Genomic DNA, 17,910 nt, shown 5'->3' with positions numbered 1-17,910 from the left:
GCGTTCAGCGCCGCGCGATTCCCACTGCGTCACACATGGCGTTTATGACGCCGGGTTCATCGCAGAAGGCATCACCGGTGAAGAGTTTCACCTGCTCGACGGCCTGGTAGAGCAGCATCTCGATGCCGGGGGCCACCACTCCGCCGAGGCCGGCCCACGCCGAAGCCAGCCGGCTGGGCCACGGGTCATAGGCCGCGTCCAGAAGGACCGCGCCGGGCTGCACCGCCGCCAGTTCCCCCGCCAGTTCCTCTGCCAGGCGGTCGGCGCCGTGCGGCGGCAACGTGGAGACAACGACGTCGGCTCCGGCGCACGCGGCGGCAGCTTCCGCCCAGGGACGGGCGTTCACGGTGGTTCCGACCGCTGCACCGGCAGCGACGACCCCCGCCTGATTCACTCCCGCCTCCGGAAAGCGCCGGGCGCAGACGTCGACGCCGCCGGCCGGATCCACCTGGGCCAGCGCGGCAACGGCGGCACATGCAGTACCGCCGGAGCCCAGTACGACGGCGCGGGGCCGGTCCCGCATTCCGGCGTTCCGGAGCGCACCCACAATGCCGGCGACGTCGGTGTTGTGGCCGGTGAGCACTGTGCGGCCGCCCTCCCGGGCGAAGGTCACGGTGTTGAGTACGCCCAACGCCCGCACCAGCGGCTGGATCTGATCCATGTGTGCCACCATCGCCGCTTTCAGCGGCATGGTGACGGACAGCCCGGTCCAGCCCGCCTCCGCGCGGAGGGAGGCCGCAAACGCTGCGGCCTCCTCTTCGCGGAGGTCAATGGCGTCGTAGCGGCACTCCCAGCCAAGGTGGGCGTAGGCCGCACGGTGCAGCAGCGGGGACTTGGAATGGCTGATTGGATGTCCCAGCACGGCTGCCCGCCTCAAGGGGTTATCCGCCGCTAACCGCAACGCCCGGCTTTTTGGCTGCTGCACCAGTCCTGGTATTCCTCCACGTACTTGGAATGCTCAGCCAGGGTGGTGGAGAACTTGGTTTCACCGGAATCCAGGTTGACGGTCACCCAGTAGAAGTACGGGACGTCGTCCGGGTTCGCTGCCGCGTCGATGGCCTCACGGCTTGGGGAGCCGATCGGTCCGACGGGCAGGCCGGGGTTGGCGTAGGTGTTGTACGGATTGGACTTGTCCGCCTTTTCCTCCGGTGTCAGTTCGTAGCTCTTACGTCCGAGGCCATAGGTCACCGTTGCGTCTGACTGGATCAGTCCGTTGGTTTCTTTGTTGTCCGGGCCCAGGCGGTTCTCAATGGAACCGGCCACGGCACCGTAGTCCGCTTCTCCTGCTTCGGCCTGGATGATGCTTGCCTTGGTCAGGATCCGGTACTGCTCGGAAGGATCAGTAATACCGGCTTCTTCGAGCTCGGCGAAGGTGTTGTCCACCATTTCGGTGATGATCTCGGTGGCGTCCTTTTCGACGTCGAACCGGTATTCACCCGGGAACAGGTAGCCTTCCAGGCTCACGGCTTCCTTGGGCAGGCCGAACTGCTGCGGGTTGCCCGCCAGCGCCTGGAACTCCGCCAGCGGAATCCGGGTGGAGGTGTTCAGGACCTCGAAAACCTCGTTTTGGCGCAGGTCACGGGCCACGGCTGCGTAATGGACCTGGCTGCCGCCGTCGCCCAGCAGGGCGTCCACGGCTGCGGAGGAAGACATCTGGTACTTCATCTCGTAGGTACCTGGCTGGATTTCCCGGCCGTCCGACTGCGCGGTGAAGGCGTTGACGAATTCATCGGAGGTCGCCACGATGTCTTCGGCTTCAAGCTTGCCGCCGATCAACAGCGGTCCGTCGCCCTCGTCGACGGTGAAGGCCACGGTGCCTTTGCCTGCACCCTCGTAGTCCTGGATCTCATTCATGCCCAGGAGGTCCCTGAGGAACATGATGAGCCCGAAGATGACGGCAGCGAAAACGGCCAGCACGGTGAACATGATGATGGTGCGGCGCCGGCGCCGGCGCTGCTTCTCCCGCGACGGGCGCTGGCTCCTGCGGCTGGGCAGGTCCTCCGGCTCTTCGAAGAACTGCCCGACGGGAAGTCCGCGGCCTTCACCGGGGTTGCGCTCCGGTTCCGCCATGGCGGGGTACTCGGGATATCTGTGGCTCATGGCGTGATGCCGCCTTCGCGCTCGATGTCCTGCGAAATTTCGAACTCCTCAGTCGGGGCCGGAGCTCCGCCGCTTGGGCGGTGCGTCCGGCGCAATGTAACCAGCTCCCCTACGTCCCTGTTCAGGGATCGTTGTGTGTCAATAGACTGCTGCAAAATAGCTACAGCTGCTGCTTGATCAACCACTGTACGGTGATTCCGGCTGTTCATTCCAGCTTCGTGCAGCGAACGGTGCGCCGAGACGGTGGTCAGGCGTTCATCCACCAGCCTCACCGGCACCTCCTGCCCGGCGTCCGCCAGTGCCTGGACCAGGGTCTGCGCGTAGTCGCGCGCCATCTGGGTCGAGGCGGTTTCGCCGCCGCTCAGGCTGCGGGGCAGGCCGACAAATACTTCAACGGCCCCCCGGTCCGCAGCTTCACGGACCACTACGCGGATGTCGCTGTTTTTCTTCGCGTCCCGCTTCAGTGTCCTGACCGGCATGGCCAGGACGCTGTCGGGATCACTGGCAGCAAGGCCGACCCGTACGAGGCCGACGTCGACACCCAGCTTCACGCCGCGCAGCTCAGTCAAGTCAGGCCCGCCCGGCGACGGCTTCGCGGATGGCCGTCAGTGCGTCTGCGATCCGGCCTGCGTCGGACCCGCCGCCCTGGGCGACATCGTCCTTTCCTCCGCCGCCGCCGCCCAGTACACCGGCGGCAACCTTGACGAGGGCACCGGCCTTGACGCCGGCGCTGCGGGCACCTTCGTTGGTGGCGACGATAACTACGGGACGGTTGTTGGACACACCGGCCACGGCCACGGCAGCGGGTTCGCTGCCCAGGCGGGAGCGCAGGTCGAGGGCCAGGGTACGCAGATCATCCGCTCCCCCGACCTCTCCGGCGTCGTGCGCCAGGAGCCGCACGCCGTCAACATCGACGGCCGTTCCCACCAGGGCACCGGCGGAGGCGGCAAGCTGTTCGCGGCGCAGCCGGTCCAGTTCCTTCTCGGTGGACTTCAGCTTCGCGAGGGTGGCGGCAAGCCGGTCCGGCAGCTGCGCGGAAGGAACCTTGAGCATCTCGGAAAGCTCGTTCACCAGTGCCCGCTCGGCGGCCAGGTGGCGGAAGGCGTCCATGCCGACGAAGGCCTCGACGCGGCGGTTGCCCGAGCCGACCGACTGCTCACCCAGCAGCGTCAGGCTGCCGATGCGGGAGGTCGATGCCACGTGCGTTCCGCCGCACAGTTCACGGGACCAGTCGCCGTTCATTTCCACCACGCGGACGGTGTCGCCGTAGGCTTCACCGAACAGGGCCATGGCGCCCAGCGACTTCGCCTCGGCGAGGGACATGATCTTGGTCTCGACCTGGTAGTTGCTGCGGATCGCGAGGTTGGAGACCTCTTCAATTTCGGACTTTGCGGCGTCGGAAAGACCTTCACCCCAGGAGAAGTCGAAGCGGAGGTAGCCGGCCTTGTTGAAGGAGCCGCGCTGCAGCGCCTCCGGGCCGAGGATCTGGTGCAGGGCGGCATGCACGATGTGCGTGCCGGAGTGCGCCTGCTCGGCTTCGTGCCGGCGCTGGGCGTCGACGGCGGCAAGGACATTGGCTCCGGCGGCGATCTCCCCTTCACGGACGATGGCCTTGTGCACGCTCAGGCCCTTGACGGGGCGCTGGACGTCCTGCACCTCGATGACGAAGCCGTCTCCGGTGATCAGGCCGGTATCGGCAGCCTGGCCGCCGGCTTCGGCGTAGAACGGAGTCTCGTCCAGGACCAGGGAGATTTCAGAACCCTGGCCGGCATATTCCACCCGGGAGTTCCCGGAAATGATGCCGCGGACCTTCGATTCGGTCTTCAGCTCGTCGTAGCCGGTGAACACTGTGGAACCGGCGGCCAGAAGTTCGTTGAACACCGACATATCGGCGTGCCCGTGCTTCTTCCCGCGGGCGTCAGCCTGGGCGCGCTTGCGCTGCTCGGACATGAGGGACCGGAAACCGGCCTCATCGACCTTCAGTCCCGCTTCCTCGGCCATTTCGAGCGTGAGGTCGATGGGGAAACCGTAGGTGTCGTGCAGGGCGAAGGCTTCCTCGCCGCTGAGCGGAGCCCCGGCAGCCTTGGAGACCTTGACGGCCTCTTCAAGGCGCTCGGTGCCGGAGGCGATGGTGCGCAGGAATGCCTTCTCCTCGGCGTACGCAATCCGGCTGATCCGGGCGAAGTCCGTCTCGACGTCCGGGTAGGTACCCTTCATGGCGTCGCGGGAGACGGGCAGCAGCTCGGGCAGGACGGCGGTTTCCACGCCCAGCAGGCGCATGGCGCGCACTGCGCGGCGGATCAGGCGGCGCAGCACGTAGCCGCGGCCCTCGTTGGAGGGGCTGACACCGTCGGAGATCAGCATCAGGGCGGAGCGGATGTGGTCGGCCACCACGCGCATGCGGACGTCGTCGGTGTGGTGCGGATCGGAGGGATCCTCGGCGGAGGTGTAGGCCTTGCCGGAAAGTTCAGCAGCCTTGTCCAGGACCGGGCGGACCTGGTCCGTCTCGTACATGTTCTCCACGCCCTGAAGGATCATGGCGAGCCGTTCCAGCCCCAGGCCGGTGTCGATGTTCTTCTGCGGCAGTTCACCGGCGACGTCGAAGTCGGTCTTGGAGCGGACCGCGGAGAGCTGGTACTGCATAAAGACCAGGTTCCAGATTTCGATGTAGCGGGTCTCGTCTACTGCCGGGCCGCCCTCCTGGCCGTAGGCCGGGCCGCGGTCGTAGTAGATCTCGGAGCAGGGGCCGCCGGGGCCGGCCTGGCCGGTGTTCCAGTAGTTGTCAGCCTTGCCGGTCCCGACGATGCGTTCGTTCGGGATGCCGATCTTGTCGCGCCAGATGGCGCGGGCCTCGTCGTCGCGCTCGTCGCCGTCTTCATAGACGGTGACCCAGAGGCGCTGCGGGTCCAGGCCGTAGCCGCCCTTGTCGACGTCGGACGTCAGCAGCTCCCACGCGTACGTGATCGCTTCTTCCTTGAAGTAATCGCCGAAGGAGAAGTTGCCGGCCATCTGGAAGAACGTGCCGTGGCGGGCGGTCTTGCCGACTTCTTCGATGTCCGCGGTGCGGATGCATTTCTGCACGCTGGTGGCCCGGCTGTACGGGGCCTTTTCGCGGGCGGTCAGGTAAGGGATGAACGGCACCATGCCGGCCACGGTGAACAGCAGCGAGGGATCGTTGGAGACGAGCGACGCCGAGGGCACCACCGTATGTCCCTTATCGCTGAAGTAATCCAGCCAGCGGCGTGCAATCTCGTGGGACTTCATGGTGCTTCTATACCCTTCCGGTAATGATGGTGCGGCATGCAGGCGGCGCTGCGTGCCTCATACTGTGGTGCCGGTGACGACCAGGCGCCGGCGCTTAGCGGCGGGTGGACCTGAGGGTCTCGGCCACGTTGTCTGTGTTATCGAGTCCCAGGGCGGCGCGCAGTTCGCCTTCGCGCTGGCCCATGCCTTCGCGCAGGGCTTCGGCAAAGCTCTGTACGGCACCCGCGGCGGAATCGACCGCACGGTTGATCCCCGCCTGGCGCAGGGTGGTTTTTGCCTCGGTCACTCTGCGGACGGCAATGACGCCAATGGCGACGCCGATGGACATCCAAAATACGCGCTTGATCATGGCTGGCTCCTGTAGTTGTTGAGGTGTGCTGGCGTACTTAGCGGCTGCGCCGGCCGCGTCCCGCAGTCCTGCGGGAAGCGAGGGCGGAGCGGACGCCGTAGCTGAACGCCGAAACCTTGATCAGCGGGGATCCGACGGTGGCGGCCACCAGGGAGGACAGTGCCGACAGGTTGGCTGAAGCGTCGGAGACGTTCGAGGAGATGCCGTCGACCTTCTGCAGCTGCTGGTTCGTGGTGGACACCGTGGTGGTGACCTCGTCGATCAGCGGTGTGGTCTCTTCGCTGAGGGTCCGGATGGCTCCACGCATCTCGTCAAAGACCTTCCCCAGTTTCCAGACGGGAACGGCCAGCAACGCGACCAATACGGCAAACACACCGGCCGCGATCAGACCGGCTATATCTCCACCCGACATGGGACTCCTTTTACGCAAAAAATTCGTGGTTCGCATCCCCGGAAACGGTTCCGCCCGGGTGTCCCGCCTCGATACGGCAAAAGACCCCGGTATGTACCTTACCTACTGCAGCGCCGCGGCACTTACTTTTGCCGTGTGCGCCACGTACGCCGCATGTGCCCTGACAACAAAACAGCCCGCGGCACAAGGCCGCGGGCTGTTCTATAAACGGAATGTTTTCCGTTATTAGCGTGCGTAGTATTCCACCACGAGCTGCTCTTCGCAGGTCACGGGGACTTCCGAGCGCTTCGGGCGGCGCACGAGGCGTGCCTGCAGCTTGTCCAGGGATACATCGAGGTAACCCGGAACGGCGGGCAGGACGTCGCGGTGGGCGCCGGCTGCGGCAACCTGGAACGGCGTCATGGTCTCGCTGCGCTGGTGCACGTGGATGAGCTGGCCTTCGGAAACGCGGAAGGACGGGCGGTCCACGCGGGCGCCGTCAACCAGGATGTGGCGGTGCACAACCAGCTGGCGGGCCTGGGCGATCGTGCGGGCAAAGCCAGCACGCAGCACGAGTGCGTCGAGACGCATTTCGAGCAGCTCGATCAGGTTTTCACCGGTCAGGCCGGCAGTGCGGCGGGCTTCTTCGAAGACACGGGTCATCTGTGCTTCGCGGATGCCGTACTGGGCGCGCAGACGCTGCTTTTCGCGCAGACGTACCGCGTAGTCGCTGTCCTGCTTGCGACGGGCGCGGCCGTGCTCACCCGGGGGGTAAGGCCGACGCTCGAAGTATTTTGCTGCCTTGGGGGTCAAAGCAATGCCGAGGGCGCGCGATGCGCGTGCCTGACGGCGTGCACGTGTGTTGTTAGCCACGTTCACCTTTCACTGTTTGGCGGTTTGGCCACGGCGGTAAGGCGTGCCGTGACTGCTGCGAAATATGCTGGCCTCCATGAGGGAGAGCTCCGGCCAACCGCTGCCGTCTGCTACAGCCACGGATGCCGAAATCAACACCGGGCTTGCCAGTCAACCATCAATGCTAACACGGACGATCAGGACTTCTCCCCCCGGATGATCCCCCGCAGCCGCTCAAGCCGGGCGGAGATGTCGCGTTCCACTCCATTGCCGGTGGGTTCGTAGTAGTTCTGTCCCACCAGGTCATCGGGTGCGTACTGCTGGCGCGCGACGCCGTGCGGTGAATCGTGTGAATATACGTAGCCCTTGCCGTGGCCCAGCTGTTTGGCACCCGGGTAGTGGGCATCTCGCAGGTGCGCAGGCACGCCCTGTCCGCGTCCGGCCCGGACATCGGCAATCGCCGCATTGATCCCGTTGTAGGCAGCGTTGGACTTCGGTGCGGTGGCAATATGCACCACCGCCTCGGCCAGGATGATCCGCCCTTCGGGCATGCCGATCAGCTGGACGGCCTGGGCCGCGGCGACGGCGGTCTGCAGCGCCGTCGGGTCCGCCATGCCCACGTCCTCCGATGCGGAGATGATCAGGCGGCGGGAAATGAACCGCGGGTCCTCCCCCGATTCCAGCATCCGCGCCAGGTAGTGCAGGGCGGCGTCGACGTCGGATCCACGCAGGGACTTGATGAACGCACTGGTGATGTCATAGTGCTGGTCCCCTGCCCGGTCGTAGCGCAGCGCCGCGACGTCCAGTGCCTTTTCGGCGTGCTTCAGGGTGACTTCGGGGATGTCCTCGTCGTCACCTTTCCCGGAGTAGGCGACGCCGGCGGCGGCTTCCAGCGCGGTCAGTCCGCGGCGCGCGTCCCCCGCAGCCAACCGGACCAGGTGCTCGAGCGCTTCGGCGCTGAGTGTGACCCGGCCCGCCAGTCCGCGCTCATCCTCGACGGCGCGCTGGAGCAGGGCGGCAATGTCTTCCTCGGTCAGCGGTTTCAGGGTCAGCAGCAGCGACCGGGAGAGCAGCGGGGAGACCACGGAGAAGGACGGATTCTCGGTGGTGGCTGCCATGAGGACCACCCACCGGTTCTCCACGCCGGGAAGCAGCGCATCCTGCTGGGCCTTGTTGAACCGGTGGATCTCGTCCAGGAAGAGGATGGTTGTGACGCCATGCAGGTCCCGGTCCGTCAGTGCCTGTTCCATGACCCGGCGGACGTCCTTGACGCCTGCGGTAATGGCGGAGAGTTCGACGAACTTTCGTCCGGCGCCACGGGCGACGACGTGCGCCAGGGTGGTCTTGCCGGTGCCGGGCGGCCCCCAGAGCATCACCGAGGACGGGCCGGCGGGGTTGCGTTCATCGGCGGAGGACGCCAAGGTGCGCAGCGGCGAGCCGGGACCGAGCAGGTGCTGCTGGCCCACCACCTCGTCCACCGTGCGCGGCCGCATCCGGACTGCCAGTGGGCTGCGCGGCCTTATCCTCGTGCCGGCGGTGTCCCCGGCGTCGTCGAACTCCGCGTCGTCGTCTCCGTCAACGCTGAACAAATCATTCCCCGGCAAACCATTCACGCTTCAAGGCTACTCGTGCCGTAACCTGAGCTGGTCCACCCCTCTCTCGTTGAAAGCAGCCCCGGCTATGCCTGCCTCCCGCACCGTCTATGTTCCGGCGGACCGGCTGCCCGGCTGGCTGGAACGGTTCGAGGCGAGCCAGGGCGCCCTGGAGTTCCTGCCCGAAAACGGCGGGCTCCGGGTGCAGGCAGCTTCCGGCGCGGTGGCTGAACTGATGGAACCATGGCCTGCCGACGGGCGCCCCGGGCGGGGAGCCAACGACGTCGAACGCCTCGCGTCTCTGACCGAGCAGGCACGGACGCTGGGACTGGTGCTGGTCCGCCGCAGTGGTTATGCCGTGGGTGTGGCTCGTGAAGGCCGCGTTCTGGTCTCGAAAACCGGTTCATCCAACAGCCGCCGGGCCAACGCCGCCGATGCCCTGGCTGCCGCCGCCGCGGAACAGGCCGCGGCGGTCTTCTCCGGCTCTGCACCCGAGTACCTGGTTTTCGGCGGCGACCGGATGCTGGCCCAGCAGGTGGCCGGACGCCGGGAGTTTGCCCGCTGGGCCGGGCTGCCCCGGCTGCGGCCGCTGGACGTGGCCGACCCGAAAGCGGCGGTCCTGGCGCAGGCGGCCCGGGATGCGGCGTCGGTGTTCATCCGGATCACGCTGCCCTGAGGGGCAGACGCCGCTACTGCTGCGCACCCAGCCGGGCAACCACGGCGGCGGCGGGTTCCGGCACTGCCGACCGGTAGCCGGTTCCGGCCCAAAGACTGGTGCGGTGCGGGTTCCCGGCAGCTGCTGCCTGCGCCCGGAGGGCTTTGGTGATCTGGTTGACCAGCGGGTAGGCGGCCGGAGCGTCGGCATGTTCCGCCATAAACCGATTAGCCAGTCCGCGGGCGGTGCGCCCGGAAAAGGCCCGGGTCAGGGCGGTCTGCGTAAACTGCGGGTCCTGGAGGGCCGCACGGTGCACCGCGGCTGTCCCCGCCTCCGGAGTCAGCAGCAGCAGAGTGCCGACCTGTACGGCTTCGGCGCCCTCGGCGCGCAGGGCCTGCACGTCCGCGGAGGTGCGGATGCCTCCGGCGGCAATAAGTTCGACGTCGGCACCCACACCGCTCCCGGCGCCGCGCACCTCACGCACCAGCCCGGCCAACGGCTGCGCGGACGGTTCCGCCGCAGCGTCGAAGGTCCCGCGGTGGCCCCCGGCAGCTGGCCCCTGCAGGCACAGGATCCGGATACCTGCCGCAACGGCCAGGACGGCTTCCTCCGCGGTGGTCACGGTCACGACGACGGCGCTGCCCGCATCCTGCAGTGCAGTAATAACGTCTTTTCGTGGCAGGCCGAAGGTAAAGGACACCACGGGCACCCGCTCCCGGCGGACCACGTCGAGCTTGGCATCCCAGTCGTCGTCGTCATCCGGGTTCGGCAGTGGCAGCAGCTCCGGTGGATAGTCCCGGGCCAGCTGCTCCCGGTAGGCCAGGGCCGCAGTCAACTGTCCCGACGTTCCCGCACCGCGTGTATTGGCGGCGTCGGGCACAAAAAGATTCACGCCGAACGGCTTGCCGGTCAGCTCCCTGGTCCGGGTGATCTCCCCGGCCATGGCCTCGGCGCTCTTATAGCCGGCGGCCAGGAATCCCAGCCCGCCGGCGCCGCTGACGGCCGCGGCCAGTTCCGGAGTGGAGGGTCCGCCTGCCATGGGGGCGCCGATGACGGCGGAAGGGAGGGACTTCAGCGTAAACACCTGCGGCACGCTACAGCTTCACGGTGCCGTCAATGCAGGTGGTGGTTTCCCCGCCGACCCAGATCCGCCGATCCCGCGTGAAGATCCGCACCAGCCCGGAGCGCTCCAGGACGGTGCCCTGGGTGACCGTGTAGCGTTCCGGCGCAAGGCCGGCTTCGATCAGCCACTGGGCGAGCCCGGCATTGAGGCTGCCGGTGACCGGGTCCTCCGGCACGCCGTGGCCCGGCGCGAACGCGCGGACTTCGTAGTCGGTCTCAGCGCCGTCTTCCTGCGGTCCGATAACACCTACGGCCAGGGGTCCGAGGGCGGCTGCATCCGGGGTCAGGGACAGCACGGTTTCCGCGTCCTTCAGGAGCAGGCCCAGCCAGCCGGGACCGTTGTCGATCCAGTTCGAGGCCGACACCTGGTCCCGGGTAATGCCGAGGGCCTCCACCGCCTGCTTCAGCACGGCTTCCTCCAGCTCACCCGAGCGGATCAGCGGCGGAGCCCCGAAGGCGGCCATCCCTGCGGAGGCGTGCAGGGTGACCAGCCCCACGCCGCATTCGGAAATAACGACGCCGGGGTAATGCGGAGTGTTGCCGGCTTCGAGCCAGGCGTGGCAGGTGCCCAGCGTCGGATGTCCGGCGAAGGGGATCTCTCCCCCGGGCGTGAAGATGCGGACCTTGTAGTCGGCGTCCTTCTCCGCGGGCGGCAGCACGAAGGTGGTCTCCGAAAGGTTGGTCCACCGGGCAAAGGACGCCATGGCGGCGTCGGAAACGCCCTCCGCATCCAGCACCACGGCCACCGGGTTGCCTAAGTAAGGCTTCGTGCCGAAGACGTCCACCTGCTTGAACCAGCGATCTCTCATGCCCAAACACTATCTGGTGCCGCCGGACTGTCCAGCGCAGGCGTGCATCCCGCTTCAGGGTTACAACACCTGGGTTAACGCACGGTACCCGGCCGCAGTGCGACCGGGTACCGACTGTGCGCTGGAGGCTATGCTTCCTTCGCGGGTGCTTCCTTGTCCTTCTTGGCTTCCGGCTTGAAGTCCACGCCGGCTTCCTTGCGCTGCTGCGGCGTGATCGGCGCCGGAGCCTGCGTCAACGGATCGAAGCCGCCGCCGGACTTCGGGAAGGCGATGACGTCGCGGATGGAGTCGGTGCCGGCCAGCAGGGCCACGACGCGGTCCCAGCCGAAGGCGATGCCGCCGTGGGGCGGTGCGCCGTACTTGAAGCCTTCAAGCAGGAACCCGAACTTTTCCTGGGCGTCTTCCTGCGACAGGCCCATGACCTTGAAGACCCGCTCCTGCACGTCGCGCTGGTGGATACGGATGGAACCGCCGCCGATTTCGTTGCCGTTGCAGACAATGTCGTAGGCGTAGGCCACTGCGGACTCGGGATCCGTGTCAAAGGTGTCCATGAACTCGGGCTTGGGCGAGGTGAAGGCGTGGTGCACTGCGGTCCAGGCACCGCCGCCGACGGCGACGTCGCCGGCTGCGACAGCGGCGGAGGCCGGCTCGAACATGGGAGCGTCAACAACCCACACGAAGGCCCAGTCCTTGGGATCGATCAGGCCGGTGCGGTGGCCGATTTCCACGCGGGCGGCACCGAGCAGGGCGCGTGCCTCGCTCTTTTCGCCGGCGCCGAAGAAGATGCAGTCGCCGGGCTTGGCGCCGACCTTCTCCGCGAGGTTCTCGCGCTCGAAGTCCGTCAGGTTCTTGGCCACCGGGCCGGTCAGCGTGCCGTCTTCCTGGATCAGGACATAAGCCAGGCCCTTGGCGCCGCGCTGCTTGGCCCATTCCTGCCAGGCGTCAAGGGTGCGGCGTGCCTGGGAGGCACCGCCGGGCATCACGACGGCGCCGACGTACGGGGCCTGGAACACGCGGAAGGTGGTGTCCTTGAAGAACTCGGTGAGTTCGGTCAGTTCCAGCCCGAAGCGCAGGTCCGGCTTGTCGGAACCGTACCGTGCCATGGCATCGGCGTAGGTCATGCGCGGGATGGGCGTGCTGATGTCGACGCCGATCAGCTTCCACAGCGACTTCACGATCTGCTCGCCCAGGGCGATGATGTCGTCTTCTTCGACGAAGCTGGCTTCGATGTCCAGCTGGGTGAATTCCGGCTGGCGGTCGGCGCGGAAATCCTCGTCGCGGTAGCAGCGGGCAATCTGGTAGTACTTCTCGAAGCCACCCACCTGCAGCAGCTGCTTGAACAGCTGCGGGGACTGCGGCAGGGCGTACCAGGACCCCGGGGCAAGACGTGCCGGAACCACGAAGTCGCGGGCACCTTCGGGGGTGGAACGGGTCAGCGTGGGGGTTTCGATTTCGACGAAGCCCTCGTCGTGCAGCAGTTCGCGGGCAATGCGGTTGGCCTCGGAGCGAAGGCGCATGGCAGCGGCCGGTGCGGGGCGGCGCAGGTCCAGGTAGCGGTGGCGCAGGCGGGCTTCCTCGCCGACCTCCACGTGCTCGTCAATCTGGAACGGCAGCGGGTCCGAGGTGTTCAGGATAACGACGTCGTCCGCAATCACCTCGACTTCACCGGTGGCCAGCGCCGGGTTCTCGTTACCCTCGGGACGCTTCTGCACGGTGCCGGTGATCTGCAGGACGTACTCGTTGCGCAGGCCGTGGAAGACATCCTCTTCACGCACCACAACCTGGGCCACGCCCGAGGCATCGCGGAGGTCGAGGAAGGCAACGCCGCCGTGGTCGCGCCGTCGGGCGACCCAGCCTGCGAGAGTAACGGTCTGTCCAATATGCTCGGCCCTCAGGGAACCAAGGGCATGAGTGCGCAGCACAGCTGTCCTTTCGAGAAACTTGCGGAAACCACTGTTTCCGCCCATTGTGAATACACGTTCTCCTTCAGAGTTTACCGGTGAACCGACCCCCTCCCCGCCAAGTACCTACCGATTGGATAAGCCTGTTGTCCGGCAATACCCAGCCGCGTGTTCCCCTGGGCGGCTTTGATGCCACCACTGCCGGCCTTGGCTCCATTGTGGGTGCAGGTGCTTTCGTCGCCTTCGCGCCGGCTGCTGCCGCCGCCGGTCCTGCCGTGGGCGCCGCCCTCGGGATAGCCGCCATTGTTGCGTTCCTGTGTGGGCTTTCCACGTTCCAGCTCAGCCGGGCCGTCTCGCGCCGGCTGCCTGCGGACCAGGGCGGAGATGCCACGGCCCGCACGGCCGCCCGGATCCTGCTGGGACCGTACAGCGGGTTCCTCTCGGGTTGGACGCTGCTCTGGTCGCTGCTGCTGTCCTCCGCCGTCCTGGCCATCGCGTTCGGCGCCTACGTCTTTCCGGAGCATCCACGGGTCGGCGCGGCGGGCGCCGTCGTCGCAATGCTGGTAGTGAACCTGCTGGGACTGAACCGCGGATCCTGGGCCACCCGCTTCATCGTGGCCTTTGTCTTCGGCGTCCTCGCCTTCACCGTGGTGGTGCTCTTCAATGAGGCACCAAACCAGCCGGTGCGGGTCGGAGCGGAGATAGAGGCTACGCCCTCCGGGGTGCTGCAGGCCGCCGGTCTGCTGTTCTTCCTTTTCTCCGGCTACACGCGGCTGGCCACGCTCGGCTCCGGGGTGCGCAATCCCTCACGCAACCTGCCGATCGCCATCCCGGCAGCCATCGCGGTGGCCTTCACGCTGTATTGGTTCATGGGGCAGTCAATGCTGGCCTACTACGGTGCGGCGGCCCTTTCCGCGGAGACCGCTCCCCTGCTGGACCCCATGCAGAGCGTGGGCGCCAACGTAGGTACGGGTGCCCTTGTCCTCGCAGTAACCGCGGCCGCACTCGGTGGCCTGTGGTCGCTGCTGGAATCCGCAGGCAGGACGGCCTCCGCGATGGCCGCCGACCGGGATTTCCCGTCCCTCTTCGCGGCGTCCCGGCCGGCCCGCTTCGGAGCGGGGGAAACCCCCTGGGCCGCCGAAGCCGCGGCGGCCGCCGTCGTCCTGCTGCTGGTTTTCTTCGGCGACGTGGACGCGCTGCTCGGGATGGCTTCCTTCGCACTGCTCTTCTACGCGGCCATCACGACCGTGTGTGCTTTCACACTGAAGGACCGCACGCGCTACGCACCCCGGGTCCTGAACCTGGCCGGTGCCTTGGGGGCACTGCTGCTGGCCCTTGCGCTGCCGCCGGTAGCCATCAGCCTGACCCTGATCATCCTGGTGGCGGGGCTCGTGGTCCGGTTGAGTTTCCGCCGGCCGCGGACCCAACGGACCCCGCCGCCGTTCTAGGCCTGCCTAGGCGCCGGCTGCCTCCCACGCATGGACTTCCTCCAGCAGCTCGGCACGGCGTCCGGCCGACGCGAACGAAGCGTTGATCGAGTTGGCGGCCAGCAGGGCGAGCTGCGTACGGCTGAATCCGAACGTTTCCTGCACGGCACGGAAATTCTCGTCCACATAACCGTCAAAGTACGCCGGGTCATCCGAGTTCACGGAAATGTTCAGGCCGTACTCGAGCATCCGCGGCAAGGGATGATCGGCCAGGCGCGCCACCGCCTGCAGCCGCACGTTGGACAGCGGGCAGACGGTCAGCGGCACCCTCCCACGGACCAGCCGCTTCACCAGTTCGGGATCGTCCAGGCAGCGGATCCCGTGGTCGATGCGGTCCGCCTGAAGCAGGTCCAGCGCCTGTTCGATGTAGGTGGACGGGCCCTCTTCACCCGCGTGGGCTACGGTCCTCAGCCCTGCCTCCCGGGCACGCCGGTACAGTTCGATGAACGACGACGGCGGGTTCCCCACTTCCGCGGAGTCCAGGCCGATTCCGATGATGGGGGCATCCATGGCCAGCAGTTCGTCCAGCACCTCCAGCGCGTCGGCCACGGGGTGGTCGCGCAGGAACGCGGCAATCAGCTCCGTGGAGATGCCGAACTCTTCCTCACTGCGGGACAAGGCCGCCCAGACGCCGCCGACCGAGACCTCCAGCGGAACTCCGCGGACCAGGTGCGCCTGCGGGTCCATCATCATTTCCACATGCCGTACGCCGCCCGCTGCTGCCCGGCGCAGGTAGGCCCGGGTCATGTCGGTGAAGTCCGCCTCGGTACGCAGCACATCCATGTTGGAGTAATAGAGGTCCAGGAAGGACTGCAGGTCCTTGAACCGGTAACGGTCGCGGAGGTCCTCCAGCCCCGGATAGGGCAGGTCGATGCCGTTACGCGCGGCGAGTTCGAAGATCAGCTCCGGCTCAAGCGTTCCCTCGATGTGCAGGTGGAGCTCGGAGCAGGGCGGAGTGGGAAGCAGGTTGGCGGCCATGGTTCAAGCCTAGGGTTCCTGCGCCGTGGACCGCCATCGCCTGCCAGCAATGCGGCGGCGGCCCGGGTGCCTTCCGCTAGGCGGACGGCACCTGCACCGGGGTCACCTGCACGGTGAGGTCCTCGGCCGGCGGAGTCCAGAGCGCGGGATCGGCCGGCACCTGGTCACCGGTCCGGATGTCCTTGACTTCGTGGCTGCCGTCTTCGGCGGTGAACCAGACGAACGGGATGCCCCGCCGGTCGGCAAACTTAATCTGCTTGCCGAACTTCTCCGCCTTGGGTGCCACTTCCACGGAGATGCCGCGGCTGCGCAGCTGGGCTGCGGTGTCCTGGGCCTCGGACCAGGAGTCGTCCGTGGCCAGCGTCAGGAGCACGGTGGTGGGTACGCTGCGTGAAGCCTGCGCGAATTCCTGGCTGAGGATACGCATCACCAGCCGTGTGACGCCGATGGAGAGTCCGACGCCGGGGAAGGTGCGGCTGCCCTTGCTGGCCAGGGAATCGTAGCGGCCGCCGGAGCAGATGGAGCCGAGCGCTTCGTGGCCCACCAGGACCGTTTCGTAGACGGTCCCGGTGTAGTAATCCAGTCCGCGGGCAATGCTGAGGTCCGCCAGGACCCGGCCCGGTGCGCGGCGGGAGGCTTCGCTGATGACCTGGAACAGTTCGTCCAGGCCTTCCTCGAGCAGGTCGTTGGACACACCCAGGGCCCGCACCTGCTCCACGAACGAGGTGTCCTCCGTACGGATGGAGGCCAGTTTCAGGGCGGCTTCCGCCTGCTCCGGGGTGGCACCGAGTTCCTCCTGCAGGAGTTCAGCCACGCGCTGCGCGCCGATCTTCTCCAGCTTGTCGATGCTGCGCAGCACCCCGGCGGTGTCGTCCAGGCCGATGCCGCGGTAGAAGCCTTCGGCCAGCTTGCGGTTGTTGACCCGGATCTTGAAGTCCGGGATCGGCAGGGCGCCGAGGGCTTCGGCAATCACCAGCGCCAGCTCGACGTCGTACCGGAAAGGCAGGTCGCCGTCGCCCACCACATCGATATCCGCCTGGGTGAACTCGCGGGCGCGGCCCTCCTGGGGACGCTCGCCGCGCCAGACCTTCTGGATCTGGTAGCGGCGGAACGGGAAGGAGAGGTGGCCGGCGTTCTCCACCACGTAGCGGGCAAACGGCACGGTCAGGTCAAAGTGCAGGGCGAGCTGGTTGGGATCTTCCTTGCCGGATGCCTCGCCTTCCTCCGCCTGCAGGCGGCTGAGCGCATAGACCTCTTTGTCGATCTCGCCCTTGCGCAGCAGCTGGCCCACCGTCTCCACGGCACGGGTTTCAATGTTGGAGAAGCCGTGCAGCTCGAAGGTCCGGCGCAGGACGTCCAGGACATGGAGTTCAACCAGGCGCTCCTGCGGTAGCCATTCGGGGAAACCGGACAGTGAGGCCTTGCGTGCCATGGTGGCAGACTCCTTAGGTGGGCGGAAAAGGCACAGGCAATACCCGCCCGGCCAAAGTGCACGCGGGGCGTGCATAAACTATGTGCGGCACTCATTTTAGCGAACTTGAACGCAGCCCCCGTTTCAGGCGCGCGGGTGCCCCGTTCCGACCGACCAGTCCCGACCCAACACAGGAGGCACCGGTGGCCGCACACCGCACCAGCCGCACCAGCCGCGAGGACAAGCGCCGCGTGGCCCGGATGGAAGCCCGCCGGGCGTTTGCCGCCGCCCGCACCGCCCGCCGGAAGCGTGACAACGTTTTCGCCGCCTCCGCAGCCGCCGCCGTCCTGGCCCTTGCCGTTGCCCTGCAGGTGAGCTGGTTCGGTTCCAACCCCTCTGCCGAGGAGCTGGCGCTGCTGCGGGAACAGGCCGCCGTCGCGGACGTACGGGAGGTGCCGGATCCGTCGCTCGCCGAAGGGAAGACGTTCACCGGATCCTTGTCCCTGGGGCAGGGCGAGATCGGTGTGGAACTGGACGGAAACGCCGCACCGCAGGCCGCGGCTGTCTTCAAGACGCTGGCGGACGAGGGCTACTTTGCCGGCAAGTCCTGCCACCGGATGACCGCCACTGAATCCATGTCTGTGCTGCAGTGCGGGTCAGAGACCGGAGACGGCCAGGCGGACCCCGACTTCCAGTGGGGACCGGTGGAGAATACGCCGGCCGACGGCTTCTACCCGGCGGGCACGATTGCCGTGGCCCGCGGCGAAGACGTCATGAGCCACGGCACACAGTTCTTCATCGTTTACAAGGATTCGACGATAACGCAGGAAACCGGCGGCTACACGATAATGGGTAAGGTAACGTCAGGTCTTGACGTACTGGAAGCCATTGCTTCCCAGGGCATTGACTCCGGGAAGACCGACGGCTCTCCGAACGACCCGGTGACGATCAGCTCGTTCACCCTGAACTAAACGGCGGCGCGGGCTTCGCAAACTGCCA

At 66.9% G+C, this 17,910-nt stretch carries 16 protein-coding genes; 3 read left to right on the top strand and 13 right to left on the bottom strand.

The window, feature by feature from the left end:
* Window positions 1-4: 4 nt before the first annotated feature.
* From QNO10_RS06485 to QNO10_RS06450, 8 genes are all read right to left on the bottom strand, one after another.
* Entirely contained in the window at window positions 5-862 is an 858-nt protein-coding gene (locus QNO10_RS06485) for a shikimate dehydrogenase family protein (protein WP_229948559.1), read from the bottom strand.
* Window positions 863-891: 29 nt separating this feature from the next.
* Window positions 892-2,100 (bottom strand): endolytic transglycosylase MltG, encoded by a 1,209-nt coding sequence (mltG, locus tag QNO10_RS06480; RefSeq protein ID WP_229948562.1) that lies wholly within the window; start codon window positions 2,098-2,100, stop codon window positions 892-894.
* Complete coding sequence (gene ruvX, locus QNO10_RS06475; protein ID WP_229948564.1) at window positions 2,097-2,669, bottom strand: Holliday junction resolvase RuvX; 573 nt, start codon at window positions 2,667-2,669, stop codon at window positions 2,097-2,099. The genes mltG and ruvX overlap by 4 nt, the downstream gene beginning before the upstream one ends.
* A 1-nt stretch (window position 2,670) precedes the next feature.
* Window positions 2,671-5,364, bottom strand: a complete 2,694-nt coding sequence (gene alaS / locus QNO10_RS06470; protein ID WP_229948567.1) for an alanine--tRNA ligase — start codon at window positions 5,362-5,364, stop codon at window positions 2,671-2,673.
* A gap of 94 nt (window positions 5,365-5,458) precedes the next feature.
* On the bottom strand, window positions 5,459-5,713 hold the full coding sequence (locus QNO10_RS06465) for a hypothetical protein (protein ID WP_231707476.1): 255 nt from the start codon (window positions 5,711-5,713) through the stop codon (window positions 5,459-5,461).
* Between the two features lie 37 nt (window positions 5,714-5,750).
* Complete coding sequence (locus QNO10_RS06460; protein ID WP_229948568.1) at window positions 5,751-6,125, bottom strand: DUF948 domain-containing protein; 375 nt, start codon at window positions 6,123-6,125, stop codon at window positions 5,751-5,753.
* A 225-nt stretch (window positions 6,126-6,350) separates the two neighbouring features.
* Window positions 6,351-6,977 carry a 30S ribosomal protein S4 gene (gene rpsD / locus QNO10_RS06455; RefSeq protein ID WP_146361840.1) on the bottom strand — a complete coding sequence of 209 codons (627 nt, stop codon included), beginning with the start codon at window positions 6,975-6,977 and terminating at the stop codon, window positions 6,351-6,353.
* A gap of 176 nt (window positions 6,978-7,153) precedes the next feature.
* The gene (locus QNO10_RS06450) at window positions 7,154-8,569 is read right to left on the bottom strand and encodes a replication-associated recombination protein A (RefSeq protein WP_229948571.1); all 1,416 of its coding nucleotides are present in this window, start codon (window positions 8,567-8,569) and stop codon (window positions 7,154-7,156) included.
* A 67-nt stretch (window positions 8,570-8,636) separates the two neighbouring features.
* Between QNO10_RS06450 and QNO10_RS06445 the strand changes: the two genes are divergently transcribed.
* The gene (locus tag QNO10_RS06445; protein WP_229948572.1) at window positions 8,637-9,224 is read left to right on the top strand and encodes a Vms1/Ankzf1 family peptidyl-tRNA hydrolase; all 588 of its coding nucleotides are present in this window, start codon (window positions 8,637-8,639) and stop codon (window positions 9,222-9,224) included.
* A 13-nt stretch (window positions 9,225-9,237) separates the two neighbouring features.
* Here the strand turns inward: QNO10_RS06445 and QNO10_RS06440 are convergent, their stop codons facing one another.
* The 3 genes from QNO10_RS06440 to aspS form a co-directional block, all read right to left on the bottom strand.
* Window positions 9,238-10,287 carry a nitronate monooxygenase gene (locus QNO10_RS06440; RefSeq protein WP_229948575.1) on the bottom strand — a complete coding sequence of 350 codons (1,050 nt, stop codon included), beginning with the start codon at window positions 10,285-10,287 and terminating at the stop codon, window positions 9,238-9,240.
* 10 nt (window positions 10,288-10,297) lie between these two features.
* A complete protein-coding gene (locus tag QNO10_RS06435; RefSeq protein WP_229948577.1) occupies window positions 10,298-11,134 on the bottom strand; it encodes a PhzF family phenazine biosynthesis protein in 837 nt (278 codons plus the stop codon).
* A 128-nt stretch (window positions 11,135-11,262) separates the two neighbouring features.
* Window positions 11,263-13,056 (bottom strand): aspartate--tRNA ligase, encoded by a 1,794-nt coding sequence (gene aspS, locus QNO10_RS06430; RefSeq protein WP_229948579.1) that lies wholly within the window; start codon window positions 13,054-13,056, stop codon window positions 11,263-11,265.
* A 125-nt stretch (window positions 13,057-13,181) separates the two neighbouring features.
* Here aspS and QNO10_RS06425 point away from each other — a divergent pair, with 125 nt between their 5' ends.
* On the top strand, window positions 13,182-14,483 hold the full coding sequence (locus tag QNO10_RS06425) for an APC family permease (protein ID WP_229948581.1): 1,302 nt from the start codon (window positions 13,182-13,184) through the stop codon (window positions 14,481-14,483).
* A 6-nt stretch (window positions 14,484-14,489) separates the two neighbouring features.
* On the opposite strand, the gene QNO10_RS06420 is transcribed toward QNO10_RS06425, so the two are convergent.
* Together QNO10_RS06420 and hisS are read right to left on the bottom strand one after the other, a co-directional pair.
* Window positions 14,490-15,500, bottom strand: coding sequence for an adenosine deaminase (locus tag QNO10_RS06420; protein WP_229948583.1), 1,011 nt, complete (start codon window positions 15,498-15,500; stop codon window positions 14,490-14,492).
* Between the two features lie 76 nt (window positions 15,501-15,576).
* Window positions 15,577-16,932 (bottom strand): histidine--tRNA ligase, encoded by a 1,356-nt coding sequence (gene hisS / locus QNO10_RS06415; protein WP_229948585.1) that lies wholly within the window; start codon window positions 16,930-16,932, stop codon window positions 15,577-15,579.
* 182 nt (window positions 16,933-17,114) lie between these two features.
* On the opposite strand from hisS, the gene QNO10_RS06410 reads away from it, so the two are divergent.
* A complete protein-coding gene (locus tag QNO10_RS06410; protein WP_229948587.1) occupies window positions 17,115-17,882 on the top strand; it encodes a peptidylprolyl isomerase in 768 nt (255 codons plus the stop codon).
* The last annotated feature ends 28 nt before the right edge of the window (window positions 17,883-17,910 follow it).

Origin of the sequence: Arthrobacter sp. zg-Y919 (assembly GCF_030142045.1) — a bacterium.
In the GTDB taxonomy this organism is placed as follows: Bacteria; Actinomycetota; Actinomycetes; order Actinomycetales; family Micrococcaceae; genus Arthrobacter_B.
The sequence above is the reverse complement of the archived record's forward strand: the minus strand, read 5'-3'. Positions and strand labels throughout refer to the sequence as shown.